The organism is Herbaspirillum sp. YR522 (assembly GCF_000282575.1).
In the GTDB taxonomy this organism is placed as follows: Bacteria; Pseudomonadota; Gammaproteobacteria; order Burkholderiales; family Burkholderiaceae_D; genus Herbaspirillum.
Genome location: NZ_AKJA01000116.1, coordinates 120,423 through 140,625 on the forward strand (window position 1 = coordinate 120,423; position 20,203 = coordinate 140,625).

Below are 20,203 nucleotides of genomic sequence, written 5' to 3' on the forward strand. Positions count from 1 at the left end.
CCTGGCAAGGCCCCTGCACCGCCTAGGCACCGCCCCACAGCTCGGCATTGGCGCCGGTGCGCGGGGCGGTCACGCCGAAGTGCTGGTAGGCCGCCGGGGTGGCTATCCGGCCGCGCGGCGTGCGCTGCAGGTAGCCTTGCTGGATCAGGTACGGCTCGAGCACGTCTTCGATGGTGTCACGCTCCTCGCCGATGGCAGCGGCCAGGTTGTCCAGCCCCACCGGGCCGCCGCCGAACTTGAACAGCACCGCCTCGAGCAGCTTGCGGTCCATCAGGTCGAAGCCGACCGGGTCGACGTCGAGCATGACCAGCGCTGCATCGGCCATCTCGCGGGTGATGCGGCCGCTGCCCTTGACCTCGGCATAGTCGCGCACCCGGCGCAACAGCCGATTGGCGATACGCGGGGTGCCCCGGCTGCGGCGGGCGATTTCGAGCGCGCCGTCGTCGACGATGGGCGCATTGAGCAGCCCGGCGCTGCGGGTGACGATGCGCGCCAGCTCGGGCGGCGTGTAGAACTCCAGCCGGGCGACGATGCCGAAGCGGTCGCGCAACGGATTGGTCAGCATACCGGCGCGCGTGGTGGCGCCCACCAGCGTGAACGGCTGCAGGTCGAGCCGCACCGAGCGCGCGGCCGGGCCTTCGCCGATCATGATATCGATCTGATAGTCCTCCAGCGCCGGATAGAGGATTTCCTCGACCACCGGCGACAGGCGGTGGATCTCGTCGATGAACAGCACGTCATGGGCTTCGAGGTTGGTCAGCAGCGCGGCCAGATCCCCGGCCCGCTCCAGCACCGGGCCTGAGGTCTGGCGCAGGTTGACGCCCATTTCGCGCGCAATGATATGCGCCATGGTGGTCTTGCCCAGCCCGGGAGGGCCGAACAGCAGCGTATGGTCGAGCGCCTCGCCGCGCCCGCGGGCGGCGGCGATGAAGATCTCGAGCTGGCTGCGGATCTTTTCCTGGCCGACATATTCGTCGAGCTGCCTGGGACGCAAGGCGCGCTCGATGGCTTCCTCATTGGGCGAGGCCGGGGTGGCGGCGATAATGCGCTGTTCGGAAAAATCGTCGGTCTGGATGCTCATGCTGGGCTCCTGTTTGCCTGCGCTGCGGCGTTACGCCTTGGACAAGGCCTTGAGCGCATGCTTGATGCCATCGGACACGCCGGCGTCCTTGGGCACCTGCTTCATGGCCAGGGTCGCTTCCTTGTCCGAGTAACCCAGCGCCAGCAGGGCATTGAGGATATCCGAACTGGCGTCGCCATGGACCACGCCACCGGCCGAGCCCAGGTCGGCGCCCAGCTTGCCCTTCAGTTCCAGCAGCAGGCGTTCGGCGGTCTTCTTGCCGATGCCGGGCACGCGCGTCAAGCGACCGGCTTCCTGCAGCGTCACCGCCTGGGCCAGGTCGGCCACCGACATGCCCGACAGGATCGCCAGCGCGGTACGGGCGCCCACTCCCGAAATCTTGATCAGCTCCTTGAACGTATTACGCTCTTCGGCGGTCCCAAAGCCGAACAGCACATGCGCATCCTCGCGGATGGCCAGGTGCGTCAACAGCACGACTTTCTCACCCAGCGCGGGCAGGTTGTAGAAAGTGCTCATGGGCACGGCGACTTCGTAGCCGACACCATTGCAATCGACCAGCAGATTCGGGGGATTTTTTTCGAACAGGGTTCCGGAGAGGCGACCGATCATGGCGTGATTGTTGTGCTTGTTGCAGGTTCGACGATAATCACCGAATGATACAGTACTGTTCGGATAAACAGTATCCGGCCCAACCATTACAGAACAAAGGACCACCATGGCAGGCAGCAGCTTGTTTGCGCTGATCGACGATATCGCATCCATCCTCGACGACGTGTCCCTGATGACCAAGGTCGCCGCCAAGAAGACCGCTGGCGTGCTGGGCGACGACCTGGCGCTCAACGCCCAGCAGGTGGCCGGCGTCAAGGCAGACCGCGAACTGCCGGTGGTATGGGCGGTGGCACTGGGCTCGCTCAGGAACAAGGCGATCCTGGTGCCGGCGGCGCTGGCCATCAGCGCCTTCATCCCGTGGGCGGTGACGCCGCTCTTGATGCTGGGCGGCGCTTTCCTGTGCTTCGAGGGCTTCGAGAAACTGGCCCACCGGTATCTGCACCCGCAGGCTGGACACGACGACCCGGCGGCGGCCACCGGGGAGCTCGACCCGGTCGCGCTCGAACGGGACAAGATCAAGGGTGCGGTGCGCACCGACTTCATCCTCTCGGCCGAGATCATTGCCATCACGCTGGGCACGGTCACCGGCGCGCCGCTGCAGCAGCAGATCACGGTGCTGGTGGGCATCGCGCTGATCATGACGGTAGGGGTGTATGGCATCGTGGCGGCCATCGTCAAGCTCGATGACGGCGGCCTGTACCTGCTGCGCAGCGCCGGCAACGACGGCTGGGGCCGCGTCAAGGCCGGGCTGGGCCGCGCCATCCTGGCCGCCGCGCCGTCCATGATGCGCAGCCTGTCGGTCATCGGCACGGTGGCCATGTTCATGGTCGGCGGCGGCATCCTGACCCATGGCCTGCCCTGGGCCCATCATGGCATCGAGGGCGCCACCGCCATGGTGGCCGCCACTGCGGTAGTGGGCGGGGTGCTGGCGGCGATCACGCCGGCCGTGCTCAATGCCTTGTTCGGGGTGCTGGCCGGTGGCGTGGTACTGCTGCTGGTGGAAACGGTCAAGCGCCTGGTCGGCGCCTTGAGGGGTTGATCGCCAGGGGCTGGGCACTATCCCACCAGGCGCCCGCCCTTCATGCGCAAGCCCTTGCGCGCCAACCCGGGCGCCAGTGCGCCCAGCGCCGTCAAGGCGTCGCCGCCATGGGCATGGCAGATTGCCACCCCGAGCGCATCGGCGGCGTCGGTACCGGGCAGGCCCGGCAAGTGCAGCAGGCGCGCGACCATTTCCTGCACCTGCGCCTTCTGCGCCTTGCCGTGCCCGGCCACCGCCTGCTTGACCTGCAGCGCAGTGTATTCGGCCACCGCCAGGTCGGCGTTGACCAGCGCACAGATGGCCGCGCCGCGCGCCTGGCCCAGCAACAGGGTCGAATGCGGATTGACGTTGACGAACACCTTCTCGATGGCGGCGCAATCGGGTGCATAGGTGCGCACCACTTCCGACACGCTCGACAGGATGACCTTCAGCCGCGACGGCAAGTCGCCATCGGGGGTCTTGATGGTGCCCGATGCGATATAGGCGAGCTGGTTGCCCTGCTTGTGGATGACGCCAAAGCCGGTGGTACGCAAGCCGGGATCGATACCGATGATCTTCAAGGATTGGCCGCCTTCATCGACTGCGCCTGTTGCACCCACTGTTGCACCGACGGCCGTGCCCATTGTCGCTGCGCATACTGGCGCAGGTCATCCGGCATGGCGTCGCCGGGCATGGCCAGGCGGTTGATCATCAGCGCCAGGTCGACATCGGCGATGCTCCACTGGTCGAACAGCGACTCGCGTCCGCCCAGCGCCGCCCGCGCCACGGCCACCAGCTTGTCGGCGGCGGCACGCGCGGCCGGCGACAGCGACGCATAGCCATCGCCGTAGAACACCACTTCGGTAGGACGCTCCTGGCGCACCGGCATCAGGTCGCTGCGCAACCAGGCCTGCATCTCGCGCGCCTTGGCGCGTTGGCGGGCATCGGCCGGATAGACCGGCGCAAAGTCCGGGGCGGCAAACCGCTGTTCCAGGTATTCGGAGATGGCGCTCGACTCGGACAGATGGAAATCCCCCTCCGACAGGGCCGGCACCCGCCGCGTCAAGGACACGCTGGCATAGCTGCTGTCCTGGTTGCGGCGACTGGACAAGTCGATGGTCAACAGTTCGAAAGGCAGTTTCTTCTCGGTCAACGTGACGAACGCCGACATGGCGTAGGGGCTGATGAACTGGGCGTCGACGTAGAGCTTGAGTCGGGGGGTGGTCAATTGGGTCTCCCTGGTGATCTTGTCCGGCGCGCCTTCTCGATGGCGCTGGCCATGCGACACATTAAAGCAAAACGCCCGGCGGCGCCGGGCGTTCGTCGTGCCGTCGGCACCGCGGCAATCAATGACGGAAGTGACGAGTACCGGTCAGCAGCATCACCACGCCGCGCTCATCGGCGGCGTCGATCACTTCCTGGTCGCGCATCGAACCGCCCGGATGGATGACGCTGGTGGCACCTGCGTCCACCACCACGTCGAGGCCGTCACGGAACGGGAAGAAGGCATCCGAGGCCACGGCCGAACCGGCCAGGGTCAGGCCGGCGTTCTGGGCCTTGATCGAGGCGATGCGGGCCGAGTCGATACGGCTCATCTGGCCCGCGCCCACGCCCAGCGTCATGCCATTGCCACAGAACACGATGGCATTGGACTTGACGAACTTGGCCACGCGCCAGGCAAACATCAGGTCTTGCAGTTGCTGCGGGGTCGGCTGCAGCTTGCTGACCACGCGCACATCCGACAACAGCACGTTCCTGGCGTCGGGCGACTGCACCAGCAGGCCACCGCCGACGCGCTTGAAGTCATAGCCGTTGAGCTCGCCACCCAGCGCGATCTCGAGCAGGCGCACGTTCTGCTTGGCCGCGAAGATCTTCTTTGCCTCATCCGAGAACGAGGGCGCGATCAGCACTTCGACGAACTGCTTGGCCACCGCTTCGGCGGCAGCGCCGTCGAGCGCGCGGTTGAAGGCGATGATGCCGCCGAAGGCCGAGGTCGGATCGGTCTGCAATGCCTTGCTGTAGGCTTCCAGCGGATTGGCGCCGAGCGCCACGCCGCAGGGATTGGCGTGCTTGATGATGACGCAGGCAGCGGTATCGGCCGCTTCGAAGGTCTTGACGCATTCCCATGCGGCGTCGGCATCGGCGATGTTGTTGAAGGACAGTTCCTTGCCTTGCAGCTGGGTGTAGTTGGCCAGCGCGCCGTCGATCTTCCTGACGTCGCGATAGAACGCCGCGCTCTGGTGCGGGTTCTCGCCGTAGCGCATGTCCTGCACCTTCTCGAAATGCAGGTTCAGCGTCTCGGGATAGGCGTTGCGGGTGGCGTGCTGGCGGTCTTCGCCCAGCGCGGTGAAATAGTTGGTGATGGCGCCATCGTACTGGGCGGTGTGGGCAAACACCTTCTTGGCCAGCGCGAAACGCTTTTCGTAAGGCAGGTCGCCCCCCGACTTGAGCTCGGCCAGTACGCCTTCGTAGTCGGCCGGGTCGCACAGCACGATCACGTCCTTGTGGTTCTTGGCCGACGAACGCAGCATGGCCGGGCCGCCGATGTCGATGTTCTCGATCGCGTCCTCCAGCGAGCACTGCTCCTTGGCCACGGTCTGCTGGAACGGATACAGGTTCACCACCACCATGTCGATGGGGGGGATGTCGAACTGGTTCAGCGAGGCCACGTGCTCGGGAAAGTCGCGGCGTGCCAGGATGCCGCCATGCACCTTGGGATGCAGCGTCTTGACGCGACCATCCAGCATTTCCGGAAAACCGGTGTAGTCGGCGACCTCGGTCACCGCAACGCCATTGTCGGCCAGCAGCTTGGCGGTGCCGCCGGTGGACAGGATATCGACGCCCATGGCGGACAGCGCGCGTGCGAATTCGAGCACGCCGGCCTTGTCGGAAACGGAAATGAGGGCTTGTTTGATCATGGTAGGCAAGACTGGAAAATGAAGATGGAATATCGAAAGGACGTCACGGCCTTCTGCTGCCGCACGCCTGGCCCGGTGTTCAGAGCAGGCCGTGCTGCTGCAACTTCTTGCGCAGCGTGTTGCGGTTGATGCCGAGGATCTCGGCCGCCTGCGACTGGTTGCCTTCGGCGCGCGCCATCACGGTCTCGAACACCGGCTTTTCGACGGTGGACAAGACCATGTCATAAACGTTGGTCGGCAATTGCTCGCCCAGATCCCGGAAGTATTTTTCCAGGCTCTTCTTGACCACGTCCTCAATGCTTTCTTTGCTCATTGCTGTTGCTGCTTCTTTTTATCGACATCGTCGCCCCGTGCGCCGGTGTTGCCGTGGCGTCCCCTGGAACTGTCCGTGCAACGATGTGCTGCTGTTGATCAATTGCGCCCAGGGCGCATGCGATTCGTTCCACCGATCCCTGATCGCCCCGAGGCTCAGGCGGCAAGCGGCTCCGGCTGTGTGGCAACCTCGTATTGTAACCGCTCGCCCAGGGCCGCCTGCTGGGCAAAGAAACCACGCACGGCGGCCAGTTGCTGCTGGCAGTCCTCGATGCGGTTCATGCCCTGGCGGAACTGCTCGCCACCGGGCAGGTCGCGCACATACCAGCCGATGTGCTTGCGGGCCGTGCGCACACCCAGGTAGTCGCCGTAGAACGCGTAGTGCGCCCGCAGGTGCTCGTCCATCAACTGCTCGACCTCGGTCACCAGCGGTGCCGGCAGATGCGTGCCGGTGCGCAGGAAATGGTCGATCTCGCGGAAGATCCACGGCCGTCCCTGCGCCGCGCGCCCCACCATCACCGCATCGGCACCGGTGATGCGCAACACGTCGCGCGCCTTCTCGGGCGTGGTGATGTCGCCATTGGCGACCACCGGGATGCCCACGGCGGCCTTGACCGCTGCGATGGTGTCGTACTCGGCATGACCGCTGTAGCCGTCGGCGCGGGTACGGCCGTGCAATGTCAGCATGGCAATACCATTTTGCTCGGCCAGCGCGGCAATGCGCAGCGCGTTCTTGTTGGCGCGATCCCAGCCGGTACGAAACTTCAGCGTCACCGGCACGTCGACGGCGCCCACCACCGCCTCCAGGATGCGGACCACCAGCGCCTCGTCCTGCAGCAGGGCCGAGCCGCACCAGCTATTGCAGACCTTCTTGACCGGGCAGCCCATGTTGATATCGATCACCTGGGCGCCACGCTCGACGTTGTATCGGGCGCACTCGGCCAGCATGGCGGGATCGGCGCCGGCGATCTGGACCGCCTTGGGCTCCATCTCGCCGTCATGGTTGGTGCGGCGCGAGGTCTTCTCGCTATGCCACAACCTGGGGTCAGACGCTGCCATCTCGGACACCGCATACCCGGCGCCCAGCTGTTTGCACAACTGGCGGAAAGGACGATCCGTCACGCCGGCCATCGGCGCGACAAACACGTTGTTTCGCAGGGTATAGGGGCCAATGTTCACGACGCGGCTTAACGGGAATGCGGGGAAAGGGCGCTATTTTAGCGCGATTGCAGGCCGCGCCCAACAAGATTCGGGCCTGACGGCATGGCGGGGTGGGGTTTTTGGGCTGCTGAATAAACAAGCAACAACAGTTGTTGCCAGGGCGACACCATCGGACCGCACGACTCAGCGGTCGACCTCGTCGAGCGCTTCGCGCTGCAGGTGACCGATCTCGCCCCAGGAGCGGATGCGCGCGCGCTGCCCATCCCATTGCAGGCGGTTGACACTGGCGTTGAAGATATCGAAGCTGCGCGGCAGCACGAAATCGGAACCGCTGGCCCAGTGATGCAGGTATTCGAGCACGCCGCCATGGGTGACGATGGCCACCTTGCCCTGCGCGCCCGCCAGTATGCGCTGCACGGACTGCACCGAGCGCTGGTAGAACTCGCGCATGGTCTCGGCCGGGCGCTCGCCGGCCGGAAAGCGGGCGTCCGGTTCACGCGCGCGCCATTGGCGGTAGGCCTCGGGATAGCGCTGCTCGATCTCGACATGGCGCAAGCCTTCGAAAGCCCCATAACAGCGCTCGCGCAGGCCGGCGTCGATCTCGACCGGCAGGCCGGCAGCCGTCGCGATGGCCTGCGCCGTGTCGCGCGCCCGCTGCAGGTCGCTGGCGAAGACGGCATCGATACCCTCGCCCGCCAGCGCCACCCCCAGCGCCAGCACCTGGCGCCGTCCCTCGGCGTTGAGACCGATATCGATATGCCCTTGCAGGCGCTGGTCCACGTTCCAATCGGTTTCGCCGTGGCGGATCAACAAGATGTCTGTCATGCAATACCTGGATCTGCCAGCTCAGCGAGTGGCGTCGGGATTGAGGCTGTACAAGCCCTGGAACGATGCCTGGTCCAGCACATGGTCGCGCAGTGCGGTGACCACGATGGATCCCTGCAACTGGCCGTTGACCGGCAATTGCTCCACATCCAGCGCATAGAGGGTGAAGATATAGCGATGCACCAGCGCGTCGTTCCACGGGGGGCAAGGGCCGTCATAGCCGAAATACTCGCCCCGCATGTCGCCGTCGCCGGCAAACCATCCGGTGTAGTCGTTGAGGCCCTGGCGCGCGCCCGGCATGGTATCGCCCAGCACGCCAGGTCCCGGCTTGCCGCGGGCGGTCACGCCATTGCTGAACTGGCCGGCCTTGATCGAGGACACCGAGGCTGGAATGTCGACCAGGGTCCAGTGGAAGAAATCGACCCGGGGCAACTCCAGCGGCACGGTCTTGCCTTCCTGGTTGACGTCGTCGCCACGCGAGGGCACGTCGGGGTCGTGCACCACCAGCGCCAGCGACTTGGTGCCGGGCGGCAGGTCGCTCCAGGCGAAGTGGGGATTGCGGTTGGCTGACAGGGCCACATGCGTCTTGGGGTCTGCCACGGCGAAGGCGAATTCGCCCGGGATGGTGTCGCCGTCCTTGAAAGAATCGCTCCAGAATTTCATGTCATCTCCTTCAACAGTGTGATCCGTCGGAAAACCAGCTCATCCGTAAGTTACCAGATGCATCGCTCCCAGATGGGGCCGATGGCGGCCGGCTTCAATGGGTCGCCGCCGGCACTTTCGGCGGCACCTGCAGCCACAGGGTCACGGGACCGTCATTGATGAGCGAAACCTTCATGTCGGCGCCGAAGCGGCCACTGCCGACGCGGGCGGCACCCAGGCGCTGGCGCGCCTGGGCCACGAAATGGGCGAACAGCTGCAAACCCGCCTCGGGCGCCGCGGCCGGCGTAAACGAGGGGCGCGTACCCGAGTTGGTGTCGGCCGCCAGCGTGAACTGCGGCACCAGCAGCAGCGCGCCCTGCACATCGACCACGCTGCGGTTCATGCGGCCGCTGTCGTCGGCGAAGACGCGATAGGCCAGCAACTTGGCCAGCAGGGCGTCGGCCTCGAGCGGGGTGTCGTGCCGTTCGGCGCATACCAGCACCATCAGGCCGGCATCGATGGCGCCGATGCGCTCGCCCTCCACCACCACGGCGGCCTGGCTGACCCGTTGCAGCAGTGCAATCATCGGTAAGCCTCAGGCCAGCGTGACGCGCGCGAACTTGCGCTTGCCGACCTGCAACACGAACTGGCCGGCGTCGACTTTCAGGCCCTTGTCGCTGACCACCGCGCCGTCGATGCGCACGCCGCCCTGCTCGACCATGCGCAAGGCCTCCGAGCTCGAGGCGCACAGGTTGGCCTGCTTGAGCAACTGGCCGATGCCCAATGGCGCGCCGGCCAGGCTGATGGCCGGGATGTCGTCCGGGATGCCGCCCTTGGAACGATTGACGAAGTCGGCCAGCGCATCGTCGGCGGCCTGCTGCGAATGGAAGCGGGTCACGATCTCCTGCGCCAATGCCACCTTCAGGTCGCGCGGGTTGCGCCCGGCCTCGACCTCGGCCTTGAAGCCGGCGATCTCGGCGATCGAGCGGAACGACAGCAAGTCGAAATAGCGCCACATCATGGTGTCGGAGATGCTCATGACCTTGCCGAACATGTTGTTGGCCGGCTCGGTGATGCCGATGTAGTTGCCCTTGGACTTGGACATCTTCTCGACCCCGTCCAGCCCTTCCAGCAACGGCATGGTGAGGATGCACTGCGGCTCCTGGCCCCAGTCCTTCTGCAACTCGCGACCGACCAGCAGGTTGAATTTCTGGTCGGTACCGCCCAGTTCGAGGTCGGCCTTGAGCTCGACCGAGTCGTAGCCCTGCATCAGCGGGTACAGGAATTCATGCACCGAGATGGGCGTGCCGTCACGGAAGCGCTTGGTGAAGTCGTCGCGCTCCATCATGCGCGCCACCGTGTAGCGCGACGCCAGCTGGATCATGCCGCGACTGCCGAGCTTGTCGCACCATTCCGAGTTGTAGCGGATCTCGGTACGGGCCGGGTCCAGCACCAGGCTGGCCTGGGCGAAGTAGGTCTTGGCGTTGATCTCGATCTGCTCGCGCGTCAGCGGCGGGCGGGTGGCATTGCGCCCGGACGGGTCGCCGATCATCGAGGTGAAGTCGCCGATGAGGAAGATCACCTGGTGGCCCAGGTCCTGCAGCTGGCGCATCTTGTTGAGCACCACGGTGTGCCCCAGGTGCAGGTCGGGCGCGGTCGGATCCAGGCCCAGCTTGATGCGCAGGGGCTGCCCGCTGTGCTCGGAACGCGCCAGTTTCTGGGCAAACTCGCTCTCGATGAGCAACTCGTCGACGCCGCGCCTGGCGATGGCCAGGGCCTCGTTGACACGGTCGCTCAGTGGCAGGGCAGCGGGACGGGCCGCGGCATTGGGGGAGTTGGATTGATCCTGGTTCATCGATATAACTAAAAAATTGGCTTTTGTAGGACTGACTGGAAAATCGTATTGCTATAATTCTGACTTTCGTTTTTCTGCTGAGCGCCCGTCACGGGCCAACATGCGGCCTCAGAATGCCCGGTCGGCAGGAAGTGCATTCACCATGTTCGGGATCTTTCGCCAGTAGCGCTGCGGGGGGACAGTATCGCAGCGTGTGCAGTGAGCGCGGCCGGTCCAGGACAGAAAACGTCAGATTTTAACGTATTGCATGTTCCCACAAGATAAATTAACGCGCGTCACGTCCCGATGCCTGTCTGTTCTGCAGTCCTGCCATCACCGAATCGCCAACACTTCCGCCAAGACCCGCATCGTCGGCGCCGGCGCCCTGTTCCTGGGTGCCTTCACGCTGGGCGCGGCCGGTTTCTCGCCTGCTGAGCCCGACCTCAAGGATGCCCCGGTCAACCCGATCTCGGTCGAGCTGCCGCTACCCGACCTGGCCCAGCAGATCGGCACCCTCGAAGACAATGCCCAGTACTACGTCAACGAGGAAAAGGTGCGCAGCGGCGATACCCTGGCCACCCTGCTCAACCGGCTCGGCGTGGACGACGAACAGGCGGCCAGCTTCATCAAGTCCGACACCCTGGCACGCTCGGTGATGCAATTGCGCGCCGGCAAGCGCGTGGTGGCGCAGACCGACGAGAACGGCGAGCTGGTGCGCCTGACGGCGACCCTGGACGACGGCAGCGACAACCTGCGCAACCTGGTCATTGCCCGCGACGGCGACAACTTCAAGGCCGACGCCGCCCCGGCAGTGCTGGAACGGCGCGTCGAGATGCGCTCGGGCATCATCTTCTCGTCCCTGTTTGCCGCCACCGACGTGGCGCAGGTGCCGGACGGCGTGGCGATGCAGCTGGTGGACATGTTCGCCACCAACATCAACTTCGCCTCCGACCTGCGCCGCGGCGACCGTTTCAACGTGGTCTACGAGACCTTCTGGCAGAACGGCGACATGGTGCGTACCGGCCGCGTGCTGGCCGGCGAGTTCGACAATGCCGGCAACCGCTACCAGGCGGTCTGGTTCAACGAACCGGGCAACAAGACCGGCGGTGGCTACTACGCGTTCGATGGCAAGTCGCTGAAGAAGGCCTTCCTGAAGTCGCCGCTGGCCTTCACCCGTATCTCGTCAGGCTTCTCGATGCGCCTGCACCCGATCCTGGGCCAATGGAAACAGCACACCGGGGTCGACTTCGCCGCCCCCACCGGCACCCCGATCCATGCCGCTGCCGATGGCGTGGTCGACTTCGTCGGGCAGCAGAATGGCTACGGCAACATCGTGGTGATCAAGCACTGGAGCGGGTATTCGACCGCCTACGGCCACATGAGCCGGTTCGCCAGCGGGATCAAGAAGGGCATGAAGGTCGGCCAGAACGACGTGATCGGTTTTGTCGGCATGACCGGCTGGGCCACCGGCCCGCACCTGCATTACGAGTTCCGCGTCAACAACCAGCCGCGCAATCCGTTGTCGGTCGAGGTGCCCAACAACCAGGCGCTGACCGGTCCGCAGATGCAGCGTTTCCGTGCGGTCGCCGCAGACATGCAGCACCGCATGGCGATGCTGCGGGTACCGGGCGCACCGGACGTGAAGCTGGCGTCGCGCTGATCCTGTCGCACCGGTCCAGGGGCGGTCGCTGTAGAATCGGCGACCGCCCTTTTTCTTTTCCTGCCGCGCCATGCCAGTTGCCACTCCGCCCAAGTCCCTTCTTCATATCGGCCTGATGTCGGGCACCAGCCTGGATGGCGTCGACGGCGTGCTGGCACGCTTCGGCGCCGACGGCGACCGCATCGAGGCCACGCTGGCAGCGGCCTATGTGCCCTTTCCCGAATCCCTGCGCGCGGACCTGATGGCCTTGCAGGCGGCCGGCCCCAATGAAATCGAACGCGAGGCCCAGGCCGCCAATGCGCTGGCCGTGCACTACGCCGATTGCGTGCGGCAACTGCTGGCGCAGGGCGCGCTCGACGCCGTCGAGATCGGCTCGGTGGGGGTACACGGCCAGACCATCCGCCATCGGCCCGAACTGGGCTTTACCCGCCAGACCAACAACCCGGCGCTGCTGGCCGAACTGTGCGACATCGATGTGGTGGCCGACTTTCGCAGCCGCGATATCGCCGCCGGTGGCCAGGGCGCCCCGCTGGTGCCGGCCTTCCATCGCGCCGTCTTCGGCAGCCCCGACCAGCAGCGGGTAGTGGTCAATATCGGCGGCATCTCCAATATCAGCATCTTGCCGGCGCGCACCGCAGACGCCACCTCGGGCTTCGATACCGGCCCGGGCAATGTGCTCATGGACGCCTGGATCAAGCTGCATCACGGCCGCAACTATGACGCCAATGGCCACTGGGGTGCCAGCGGGCGGGTGCACGCCGGCCTGCTGGCGCAATTGCATGACGAGCCGTTCTTCCGGCTGCCGCCGCCGAAGAGTTCGGGACGTGACCTGTTCCACCTCGACTGGCTACACGCAGCGCTGGCGCGCACCGGCGAACCGCTGGCGCCAGCCGATGTGCAGGCCACGCTGGCAGCGCTGACCGCCGGCAGCATTGCGCAGGCGATCACCACCCACGCAGCGGGCACCGAAAAGGTCTATGTCTGTGGAGGGGGCGCCGAAAACGGCTTCTTGATGCGCCTGTTGCAACAGGCGCTGGGAGCGGGCGTCAGCGTGGAGTCCACCGCCGTGCTGGGCGTGGCGCCCAACCAGGTCGAGGCCCTGGCGTTCGCCTGGCTGGCGCGCCGCTTCGAACTCAGGTTGCCGGGCAACCTGCCGGCCGTCACGGGAGCGCGCGCACCGAGGGTGCTGGGCGCCCTGTATCCGGCCTAGGCAGGCCGATCCGCTCTCAATAGCGCGAGATGCGGCCGTTATCCAGGCGAACCCGGTCACCGACCCGGAAATCGGTATTGTCTTCCTGCGCGAAATTCTGCAGCGACCCATCGCTCATGCGCACGCGGATGTTGTAGACCTGCTTCTGGTCGGCGTTGTTGCGCTGGATCTTGTTACCGGCATAGGCACCACCGGCAGCGCCGGCCACGGTGGCGACCACTTGCCCGGTACCGCCACCGACCGCGCTGCCCAACAGGCCGCCGGCGACACCGCCGATGACGGTACCGGCCACGCCGTTGCTTTCCTTGTGGGTAACTTCAATGGCCTCGACCACACCGGTGCCGCTATAGGATGCGACCCGGTCGTAGGACTGCGATTGCGGCGCGGCGCCATACGGCTGTTGCGGGCTGGCGCAACCGACCAGGATGCCGGCAAAACTGAGGCTGACGACAGCCAGGGATACGTAATGATGGCGAATGCTCATGCTGGTCTCCTGTAGAGGTAGATACGGATGGAAGCATTCTCATCGGTAGGCCGGTGGCGCGAAATCGGAAAAGCCCCCGATATCTTGTCGGACAAGCTGAGACGTCGCCGTCGGCAGACAGGCCGCCTCCTCCCCTGCTAGTTGAGCCAGCCGCGCCGACGGAAGTACCAGAACGGGGCGATGGCCGAGGCGATCATCATGACGATGGCCATCGGGTAGCCGCCGGCCCACTTCAACTCGGGCATCCAGTCGAAGTTCATGCCATAGATGCTGGCAATGAGCGTGGGCGGCAGGAACGCCACCGAGGCCACCGAGAAGATCTTGATGATCTTGTTCTGGTTGATGTTGATGAAGCCGACCGTGGCGTCCATCAGGAAGTTGATCTTGTCGAACAGGAAAGCGGTATGGCCGTCCAGCGATTCGATGTCGCGCAGGATCTGGCGCGCGTCCTCGAACTGCTCGGCGTTCAACAGCCGGCCCCGCATCAGGAAGCTCACCGCGCGCCGGGTGTCCATCATGTTGCGACGGATGCGGCCGTTCAGGTCTTCCTCATGGGCGATGGTGTTGAGGACATCGGCCGCGTCCTGGTCGGACAGGCTTTTCTTGAGCACGCTGGCGCTGACCGCCTCGAGCTTCTGGTAGATGCCTTCGAGCGCGTCGGCCGAGTACTCGGCGTCGGTTTCGTACAGGTCCAGCAGCACGTCGCGGAAGTCGCCGATGGAGCCGGGCCGCGACCGGGCCCGCATGCGCACCAGGCGAAACACCGGCATGTCCTCGGCGTGCACCGAGAACAGGATATTGCGCGCCAGGATGAAGGCCACCGTCATGGTCGACGAGACATCGTCATCGCCCTCGAACAGGAAGTCGGTGCGCAGGTGCAGGTCGCCGTTCTCGGCCTCGAAGTAGCGGGCCGACGCCTCGATGTCGCTGAATTCGTCTTCGTCCGGCAGGGTCACGCCATAGATGCTCTTGACCCAGGCGCGCTCGTCGTCGGTCGGTTCGGTCAGGTCGACCCATACCGGCGTGGCCTGTTCGAGATCGGAGCGACTGTCGATGTTGACCTGGCTCAAGCGACCGTTTTGCAGCACGAATACATTAATCATGGAGGCTCACTGGCTGGAACGCGTGGATAGGGCTGCGCGCAGGCGCATTGGCGCGCCACGGGATGGCGCCGCCGGAACGAGCGCAAGTGTACGTTCATCGATTGCACCAGGCAAGCGCCACACGTCCCTGTCATGCGGCGGTCATCAAGCGCCCTGCCGCTCAGTTGTGGGCCGCGGGCAGGGTGGCCGCATTCATGCGCCGCAGGATCAGCCCGGTGCGCGCGGCCAGGTAGCCCGAGCCACGATTCTTGTCGTAGAAACGCGGGCGCGGCAACATCACCGCCAGGCGCGCGGCCTGCTCGGCCCCCAGGCCGGCGGCGGTGGTACGGTAGTAGTGCCTGGCTGCGGCCTCGGCACCGAACACGCCATTGCCCCACTCGACCACGTTGAGGTAGATCTCGAAGATGCGCTGCTTGTCCATCAGCGTCTCGAGCATGTAGGTGATGACGAATTCCTGGGCCTTGCGCAGGTAGCTGCGCTCGCCCGACAGGAACAGGTTCTTGGCCAGCTGCTGGGTGATGGTCGACCCGCCGGCCACCACCCGCCCCTTCTTCTCGTTCTTTTCGTAGGCCTTTTGCAGGGCTTCCCAGTCGACCCCGTCGTGCTCGGAGAAATTGGAGTCTTCCGAGGCGATGATGGCGCGCTTGAGGTTGTTGGAAATGCGGTTGTAGGGCACCCAGGTGAATTGCAACTGGGCATTCGGATCCTTTTCGCGCAGCAGCGACAGCTGCTGGCGCATGAAGCTGGTCGAGCCGGGATTATGGTCGACCCACCACCAGATCTGGACGAAGAAATAGGCCTGCAGCAACAGCACCAGCAGTACCGGCAACAGGACGATCCACAGCAGCAGCTTGCGCATGACGCCAGTCCTCACTGACCCAGCTGCCGGCGCAGCAGGTCGAACACCTCGGCCGTGTCGGGACGCACGCCGCGCCACAGCAGGAACGCCTCTGCCGCCTGTTCGACCAGCATGCCCAGGCCATCGCGCACGGTCGCCCCGTGCTGTTGCGCGAACTGCATGAATACCGTGGGCTGGCGGCCATACATCATGTCGTAGGCCAGCGTCTGGGCGCCGAACACCGATGGCGGCAGCGGCGGCAGATCATCGTTGAGACTGGACGAGGTGGCGTTGACCACCAGGTCGAACACGCCTTCGACCTGCTCCAGCGAGGCGCTGCGCAAGGGTCCGTATTCGCGAAATCGCGCCACCAGTTCGTCCGCGCGGGCCCGGGTCCGATTGACGATCACCAGTTCGCAAGGCCGCTGCCCGAGCAGCGGCAGCAAGGCGCCACGGGCGGCACCGCCGGCCCCCAGCAGCAGGATGCGGCGGCCCTCCAGGGCCAGGCCGGCATTGACCGTGATATCGGTCACCAGGCCGGCGCCATCGGTATTGTCGCCATGGATGCGGCCGTATTCGAACTTGAGCGTATTGACCGCGCCGGCCAGTCGCGCGCGCTCGGACAGGGTATCGGCCAGGTCATGCGCATCGAGCTTGAACGGCACCGTGACATTGGCGCCGCGCCCGCCCTGGCGCATGAACACCTGCACGCTGGCCTTGAAGCCATGCACCGGCGCCAGCAGGCGCTCGTAGCTCAGTTGCTGCTCGCACTGGCGTGCGAAACAGGCGTGGATCTCGGGCGACTTGCTGTGGGCAATCGGATTGCCGATGACGACATATGCATCCATGGTGCTCCCCCTGGTTGGGCCTGCTGCCTGTGTTGTTGTCATTGTTGCCGCCTGCGTTCAGCTTGCGCCGAGCTGGGTCTGCAGGACCTGGTCGCGGGTGAAGCGGAAGCGGGTGACGATTTCCCACACATCATCGCGGCCGCTGCTGCGCATGTTGTCCGGAAAGCGGCCGAACGGCGCCGAGCGCCGCACGATCGCCACCGCCGCCTGGTCCAGCGCGGCGTTACCGGAACTGGTGCGCACCATGACCCCGCCATCGCGTTCGTAGATGGTGCCGTCCTGGAACACCGGGATCACCAGCAGCAGCTCACCATACAGCTTCTGGCCATCCCTGGTCGGAAAATTGAGCGTGCCGACCTTCTCGATCTTGTCCTGCAAGGTCTTGTAGTACTGGGCATAGCCGACTTCGCGCGTGCTGGGGGTGATCTGGGTCTTCCTGGGCCGCTTGTTGTATTCCTCGACGCTCTTGGCGACCTCGGCCTCCATGCGCGCCATGGCGCGGGCGGTGTCGAGCATGTCGCGCGCGTTCAACTGCGGCGCGTCCTTCGGTTTGTGCTCGTCGGCGCTGGCCACGTGCTGCTGCGACTGGTGCATCTGCGCCAGCATCTTGCGCTGCTGCTCCTCGAGTTCGGCCACCCGCCGCTGCTGGGCCTTGACGCTGTCGCCGGTCTCGACCCGGCGCATGTCGGGCAGCGGCGACTTGGCGCGACCGCGATCGACATTGCCGCCGCCATCCAGGTTGGCCTGCGCCAGGGCCTCGGCGTTGACCGGCTTGGTGTCGTGCCTGGCGTTGACCAGGATCACTTCCAGTTCGGGATCGGTGGGCTTGAGGCGAAAGGCATCGGGCGCGGCGAAGTGCACGGCCAGCAACAGGCCGTGCACCAGCAGCGAGATGCCAAGCGCCAGGCTCAGCAGGCGGTGTTGCGAAAACAGGTTCACGGCGAGCACGAAAAGGACAAGAGGCCGGCGCCGCCGGCCATGATCAAAGCAGCGATTCTACGCCAAGCAGGCTTCATTGCCTGGCATCGGTGGTCGGGTTCTCGCCGGCACCATCGTCGCTGGCCGACGGCGGCTGCCCAGCGTCGATCTGGGCCGCCTGCAGCTCTGGCTGGTCGCCCGGCTCGCCTTGCGCCGCCTCCGACATGCCCTCGAGCAACTCGTCGTCGTCACCCAGGTCGACATCCAGCGCCTGGGCTGCGGCGGCCGGCACTTCCAGCAGCCGCGCCTCGACCGTCAGGTCGACCTCGTCCCAGCGCAATATGTCGAGCCGCACCTGCAGCCCGCGCGCCAGTTGCGGCAAGCCCGGCATGCGCAGCACCAGCGGAATCTCGACCAGGCGCAGCAATTCGTCCTTGAGCACCACGGCGTCGACCGCACGCGCATTGTGCTGGGCCAGCCAGCGCAGGCACCAGTAGCGCTCCATGCCGGACTGGAACTCGGCATAGCCCGAATAGGCCGCGTCGAAGGCCGAGACGATGGCGAACAGGTCGGCGTCGCGCGGCTTGAAGGTGGCCACCAGCGGCGCGGCCACGCCATGTTCGACACAGGCCAGGATCTGCCACTGGTTGACCAGGTCGGTATAGCGGCGCAGCGGCGAAGTGCTCCACGCATACTGGTCGACCCCCAGGCCCTGGTGCGGGGCCGCGTGGGTCACCATGCGCACCTGCATCTTGGCCGCCCAGCCGCCGGCACCGCCGCCCTGGGCGCGATAGATGCCGGGCACGCCGTGGTCCGACATCAGCTTGCCCCAGGTACTGTTGGCGAAGATCATCAGCTCGGCCACGATCTTGTCGAGCGGCGCGCCGCGCTTGCGGCGCACGATGCTGACCACGTCATCCTCGACATAGAAGTTGAAGTCCACCCGGTTGTTCTGTTCGGGCCGCAGGCCGAAGCTCTCGCGCTTGGCCATGCGCCCCTGCTCCAGCACCTGCACCCATTGCCACAGCAAGGCGATCTCGTCCTTGTGCGGATAGTCGCCGTGGCCATTGGCCAGCGCCTCTTCGGTCACCAGTTCATCGAGGTCGTTATGACGCAGGTTGGCGGCGATCGGCACCCGCTCGGCACGGGTCTCGGTGGAGAGCACGGTCCAGCTTGCGGGGTCCAGCGTGGCGTACAGCGACAGCGCCGGGCGCGCCGCGCCGGCGTCCAGGGTGTAGGCCGCGACCAATTCGTCCGGCAGCATGGTGATCTTCTCGCCAGGCATGTAGACGGTCGACATGCGGGCCCGGGCAATCGCATCGATGGCATCGCCGCGACGCACGGCCAGGCCGGGCGCGGCGATGTGGATACCCACCTGCAGCTTGCCATCGGCCAGGCGGGTGACCGACAGGGCGTCGTCGATCTCGGTGGTGGTGACGTCATCGATGGAGAAGGCCTGCACTTCGGCCAGCGGCAGCTCGGGCGGCTGCGGGATATCGATGGCGGGAAAGCCGATGCCACGCGGGAAATACTCGAACAGGAAGCGCGCGTAGTGCAACTGCTTGGGCGAGGCAATGCCGCCATTGGCCAGCATCAGTCGCTGCGGCGTGGTCTGCAGCTCCTTGGCGGCGGCGTCCAGCGCCTTGTACTCGATGCCGTTCTTGTCGGGCTTGAACAGCAGTTGCAGGGCCATCGGCATGAAGGCCTCGGGCATGCGCCCGGCCTTGAGTTCATCCACATAGGCTGCCTGCACCTGCAACTGCTGCTTCTTCTTCTCGAGCCCGGCCAACGCTGCCTGCAGCGACGCCTGCGGCGCGGCCTTGTAGCGCCCGCGGCCCTTCTTGTAGAAATAGACCGGCGCCGTATGCAGGCGCAGCAACAGGCCGGCGGCCTCGGGCGGCAGCGGCGCGTGGCCGAAGTACTCGGCGGCCAGGTCGGTGAAGCCGAATTCTTCCTCGCCGGCCACTTCCCACAGGAAATCAAGGTCGATCTCGTCGGCAATCGCCTGCGCCTGCTGCAGCAGTTCTTGCGGCGCCGGCGCGGCAAAATGCAGCAGGGCATCCTTGGACTTGACCTTGCTGCGCTTGCCGGACGCCATCTCGACCTGGAACGACTCGCCCTGCTGGCTCATGATGGAACCGGCCTTGAAGTCACCGGATTCTTCGAACAATAAATTCATCGATTGCTATCTGTTACTGAGTGTCTTGATTGGAACGGTCCTCGGCGCACATCAGCGCGTCCAGGGCCGGAAGGAAAACGTCGGTCACCATCATCACGCCACGGCGGCGGCGAAACAGCGAGCGGCGGGCGTACAGGGCCGGCGGCATGGCCTGGCCAGGCAGCGCCCGGGCGATTCGCTGCGCCAGCGGGTGATTCAACGCCAGGCGCGCGAACTGGATCGGATGACGCCGCACCAGCGGGTCGAAAAACAGGTTGGCCCCCAGCGGCGTATTGCCCAGCCGGCTGAAGAACGGCCAGTCGGTCTTGACCGAGGTGGTGGCAATGACCGTATGTCCGAATACCACCGGCCGCCCGTCGCAATGCAGGATCACATCGCGCTCGATCACCCTCGAGGCGCGCGCCAGCCCAATCATCGCATGTTCGTCGGCCAATGCGCGAGCTGGCCGCTGGCGCAGCAGGCGCACCGAGAAATCGTCGCTGCGCGCCTTGAGCTTGAGCGTCATCGAGCCGGTATCGGCCAACCAGGCGCGCAAGGGACGCGCATGGCCCCCCTGCCCGGCC

At 65.6% G+C, this 20,203-nt stretch carries 21 protein-coding genes; 3 read left to right on the plus strand and 18 right to left on the minus strand.

Annotation, left to right across the window (positions count from 1 at the left end):
• Positions 1 to 22: 22 nt before the first annotated feature.
• Positions 23 to 1,081, minus strand: a complete 1,059-nt coding sequence (gene ruvB, locus PMI40_RS16255; RefSeq protein ID WP_008117461.1) for a Holliday junction branch migration DNA helicase RuvB — start codon at positions 1,079 to 1,081, stop codon at positions 23 to 25.
• 30 nt (positions 1,082 to 1,111) lie between these two features.
• The gene (ruvA, locus tag PMI40_RS16260; protein ID WP_008117464.1) at positions 1,112 to 1,690 is read right to left on the minus strand and encodes a Holliday junction branch migration protein RuvA; all 579 of its coding nucleotides are present in this window, start codon (positions 1,688 to 1,690) and stop codon (positions 1,112 to 1,114) included.
• Between the two features lie 106 nt (positions 1,691 to 1,796).
• Here ruvA and PMI40_RS16265 point away from each other — a divergent pair, with 106 nt between their 5' ends.
• Positions 1,797 to 2,729, plus strand: coding sequence for a DUF808 domain-containing protein (locus PMI40_RS16265; RefSeq protein ID WP_008117466.1), 933 nt, complete (start codon positions 1,797 to 1,799; stop codon positions 2,727 to 2,729).
• 17 nt (positions 2,730 to 2,746) lie between these two features.
• Here PMI40_RS16265 and ruvC read toward each other — a convergent pair whose 3' ends face one another.
• The 9 genes from ruvC to tyrS form a co-directional block, all read right to left on the minus strand.
• Complete coding sequence (ruvC, locus tag PMI40_RS16270) at positions 2,747 to 3,289, minus strand: crossover junction endodeoxyribonuclease RuvC (RefSeq protein WP_008117468.1); 543 nt, start codon at positions 3,287 to 3,289, stop codon at positions 2,747 to 2,749.
• Complete coding sequence (yfcF, locus tag PMI40_RS16275) at positions 3,286 to 3,936, minus strand: glutathione transferase (RefSeq protein WP_008117469.1); 651 nt, start codon at positions 3,934 to 3,936, stop codon at positions 3,286 to 3,288. The genes ruvC and yfcF overlap by 4 nt, the downstream gene beginning before the upstream one ends.
• Positions 3,937 to 4,054: 118 nt before the next feature.
• On the minus strand, positions 4,055 to 5,626 hold the full coding sequence (gene purH, locus PMI40_RS16280) for a bifunctional phosphoribosylaminoimidazolecarboxamide formyltransferase/IMP cyclohydrolase (RefSeq protein WP_008117470.1): 1,572 nt from the start codon (positions 5,624 to 5,626) through the stop codon (positions 4,055 to 4,057).
• 79 nt (positions 5,627 to 5,705) lie between these two features.
• On the minus strand, positions 5,706 to 5,939 hold the full coding sequence (locus PMI40_RS16285) for a Fis family transcriptional regulator (RefSeq protein WP_008117471.1): 234 nt from the start codon (positions 5,937 to 5,939) through the stop codon (positions 5,706 to 5,708).
• A 155-nt stretch (positions 5,940 to 6,094) separates the two neighbouring features.
• Positions 6,095 to 7,117, minus strand: a complete 1,023-nt coding sequence (dusB, locus tag PMI40_RS16290) for a tRNA dihydrouridine synthase DusB (RefSeq protein WP_008117472.1) — start codon at positions 7,115 to 7,117, stop codon at positions 6,095 to 6,097.
• A 165-nt stretch (positions 7,118 to 7,282) separates the two neighbouring features.
• Complete coding sequence (locus tag PMI40_RS16295; protein WP_008117473.1) at positions 7,283 to 7,924, minus strand: histidine phosphatase family protein; 642 nt, start codon at positions 7,922 to 7,924, stop codon at positions 7,283 to 7,285.
• 21 nt (positions 7,925 to 7,945) lie between these two features.
• On the minus strand, positions 7,946 to 8,587 hold the full coding sequence (locus PMI40_RS16300) for a YbhB/YbcL family Raf kinase inhibitor-like protein (RefSeq protein ID WP_008117475.1): 642 nt from the start codon (positions 8,585 to 8,587) through the stop codon (positions 7,946 to 7,948).
• A 94-nt stretch (positions 8,588 to 8,681) separates the two neighbouring features.
• The gene (gene dtd / locus PMI40_RS16305) at positions 8,682 to 9,152 is read right to left on the minus strand and encodes a D-aminoacyl-tRNA deacylase (RefSeq protein ID WP_008117476.1); all 471 of its coding nucleotides are present in this window, start codon (positions 9,150 to 9,152) and stop codon (positions 8,682 to 8,684) included.
• Positions 9,153 to 9,161: 9 nt separating this feature from the next.
• A complete protein-coding gene (tyrS, locus tag PMI40_RS16310) occupies positions 9,162 to 10,421 on the minus strand; it encodes a tyrosine--tRNA ligase (RefSeq protein ID WP_008117477.1) in 1,260 nt (419 codons plus the stop codon).
• Between the two features lie 247 nt (positions 10,422 to 10,668).
• Between tyrS and PMI40_RS16315 the strand changes: the two genes are divergently transcribed.
• Together PMI40_RS16315 and PMI40_RS16320 are read left to right on the plus strand one after the other, a co-directional pair.
• Positions 10,669 to 12,060, plus strand: a complete 1,392-nt coding sequence (locus PMI40_RS16315; RefSeq protein ID WP_008117478.1) for a M23 family metallopeptidase — start codon at positions 10,669 to 10,671, stop codon at positions 12,058 to 12,060.
• A 70-nt stretch (positions 12,061 to 12,130) separates the two neighbouring features.
• Positions 12,131 to 13,270, plus strand: coding sequence for an anhydro-N-acetylmuramic acid kinase (locus tag PMI40_RS16320; protein ID WP_008117480.1), 1,140 nt, complete (start codon positions 12,131 to 12,133; stop codon positions 13,268 to 13,270).
• A gap of 16 nt (positions 13,271 to 13,286) precedes the next feature.
• On the opposite strand, the gene PMI40_RS16325 is transcribed toward PMI40_RS16320, so the two are convergent.
• The 7 genes from PMI40_RS16325 to PMI40_RS16355 form a co-directional block, all read right to left on the minus strand.
• Positions 13,287 to 13,754 carry a glycine zipper 2TM domain-containing protein gene (locus PMI40_RS16325; protein ID WP_008117482.1) on the minus strand — a complete coding sequence of 156 codons (468 nt, stop codon included), beginning with the start codon at positions 13,752 to 13,754 and terminating at the stop codon, positions 13,287 to 13,289.
• A gap of 137 nt (positions 13,755 to 13,891) precedes the next feature.
• Complete coding sequence (gene corA / locus PMI40_RS16330; protein ID WP_008117484.1) at positions 13,892 to 14,857, minus strand: magnesium/cobalt transporter CorA; 966 nt, start codon at positions 14,855 to 14,857, stop codon at positions 13,892 to 13,894.
• 160 nt (positions 14,858 to 15,017) lie between these two features.
• Positions 15,018 to 15,716, minus strand: coding sequence for a monofunctional biosynthetic peptidoglycan transglycosylase (mtgA, locus tag PMI40_RS16335; protein WP_008117486.1), 699 nt, complete (start codon positions 15,714 to 15,716; stop codon positions 15,018 to 15,020).
• Positions 15,717 to 15,727: 11 nt separating this feature from the next.
• The gene (gene aroE / locus PMI40_RS16340; protein WP_008117487.1) at positions 15,728 to 16,543 is read right to left on the minus strand and encodes a shikimate dehydrogenase; all 816 of its coding nucleotides are present in this window, start codon (positions 16,541 to 16,543) and stop codon (positions 15,728 to 15,730) included.
• A gap of 57 nt (positions 16,544 to 16,600) precedes the next feature.
• Complete coding sequence (locus PMI40_RS16345; protein WP_157221578.1) at positions 16,601 to 17,482, minus strand: TonB C-terminal domain-containing protein; 882 nt, start codon at positions 17,480 to 17,482, stop codon at positions 16,601 to 16,603.
• Positions 17,483 to 17,555: 73 nt separating this feature from the next.
• Positions 17,556 to 19,640, minus strand: coding sequence for a ribonuclease catalytic domain-containing protein (locus tag PMI40_RS16350; protein WP_008117489.1), 2,085 nt, complete (start codon positions 19,638 to 19,640; stop codon positions 17,556 to 17,558).
• A gap of 13 nt (positions 19,641 to 19,653) precedes the next feature.
• On the minus strand, positions 19,654 to 20,175 hold the full coding sequence (locus tag PMI40_RS16355) for a chorismate lyase (RefSeq protein WP_081496478.1): 522 nt from the start codon (positions 20,173 to 20,175) through the stop codon (positions 19,654 to 19,656).
• Positions 20,176 to 20,203: the final 28 nt, after the last annotated feature.

What these genes read in the sequence shown, in the direction of transcription:
- PMI40_RS16315 (WP_008117478.1), top strand. Translation starts at nt 10,669, where the DNA reads ATGTTCCCACAAGATAAATTAACGCGCGTCACGTCCCGATGCCTGTCT.
- tyrS (WP_008117477.1), bottom strand. Translation starts at nt 10,421, where the DNA reads ATGAACCAGGATCAATCCAACTCCCCCAATGCCGCGGCCCGTCCCGCT.
- PMI40_RS16285 (WP_008117471.1), bottom strand. Translation starts at nt 5,939, where the DNA reads ATGAGCAAAGAAAGCATTGAGGACGTGGTCAAGAAGAGCCTGGAAAAA.
- PMI40_RS16295 (WP_008117473.1), bottom strand. Translation starts at nt 7,924, where the DNA reads ATGACAGACATCTTGTTGATCCGCCACGGCGAAACCGATTGGAACGTG.
- PMI40_RS16265 (WP_008117466.1), top strand. Translation starts at nt 1,797, where the DNA reads ATGGCAGGCAGCAGCTTGTTTGCGCTGATCGACGATATCGCATCCATC.
- ruvA (WP_008117464.1), bottom strand. Translation starts at nt 1,690, where the DNA reads ATGATCGGTCGCCTCTCCGGAACCCTGTTCGAAAAAAATCCCCCGAAT.
- mtgA (WP_008117486.1), bottom strand. Translation starts at nt 15,716, where the DNA reads ATGCGCAAGCTGCTGCTGTGGATCGTCCTGTTGCCGGTACTGCTGGTG.
- dtd (WP_008117476.1), bottom strand. Translation starts at nt 9,152, where the DNA reads ATGATTGCACTGCTGCAACGGGTCAGCCAGGCCGCCGTGGTGGTGGAG.
- PMI40_RS16325 (WP_008117482.1), bottom strand. Translation starts at nt 13,754, where the DNA reads ATGAGCATTCGCCATCATTACGTATCCCTGGCTGTCGTCAGCCTCAGT.
- PMI40_RS16350 (WP_008117489.1), bottom strand. Translation starts at nt 19,640, where the DNA reads ATGAATTTATTGTTCGAAGAATCCGGTGACTTCAAGGCCGGTTCCATC.
- corA (WP_008117484.1), bottom strand. Translation starts at nt 14,857, where the DNA reads ATGATTAATGTATTCGTGCTGCAAAACGGTCGCTTGAGCCAGGTCAAC.
- aroE (WP_008117487.1), bottom strand. Translation starts at nt 16,543, where the DNA reads ATGGATGCATATGTCGTCATCGGCAATCCGATTGCCCACAGCAAGTCG.
- ruvB (WP_008117461.1), bottom strand. Translation starts at nt 1,081, where the DNA reads ATGAGCATCCAGACCGACGATTTTTCCGAACAGCGCATTATCGCCGCC.
- purH (WP_008117470.1), bottom strand. Translation starts at nt 5,626, where the DNA reads ATGATCAAACAAGCCCTCATTTCCGTTTCCGACAAGGCCGGCGTGCTC.
- PMI40_RS16300 (WP_008117475.1), bottom strand. Translation starts at nt 8,587, where the DNA reads ATGAAATTCTGGAGCGATTCTTTCAAGGACGGCGACACCATCCCGGGC.
- PMI40_RS16320 (WP_008117480.1), top strand. Translation starts at nt 12,131, where the DNA reads ATGCCAGTTGCCACTCCGCCCAAGTCCCTTCTTCATATCGGCCTGATG.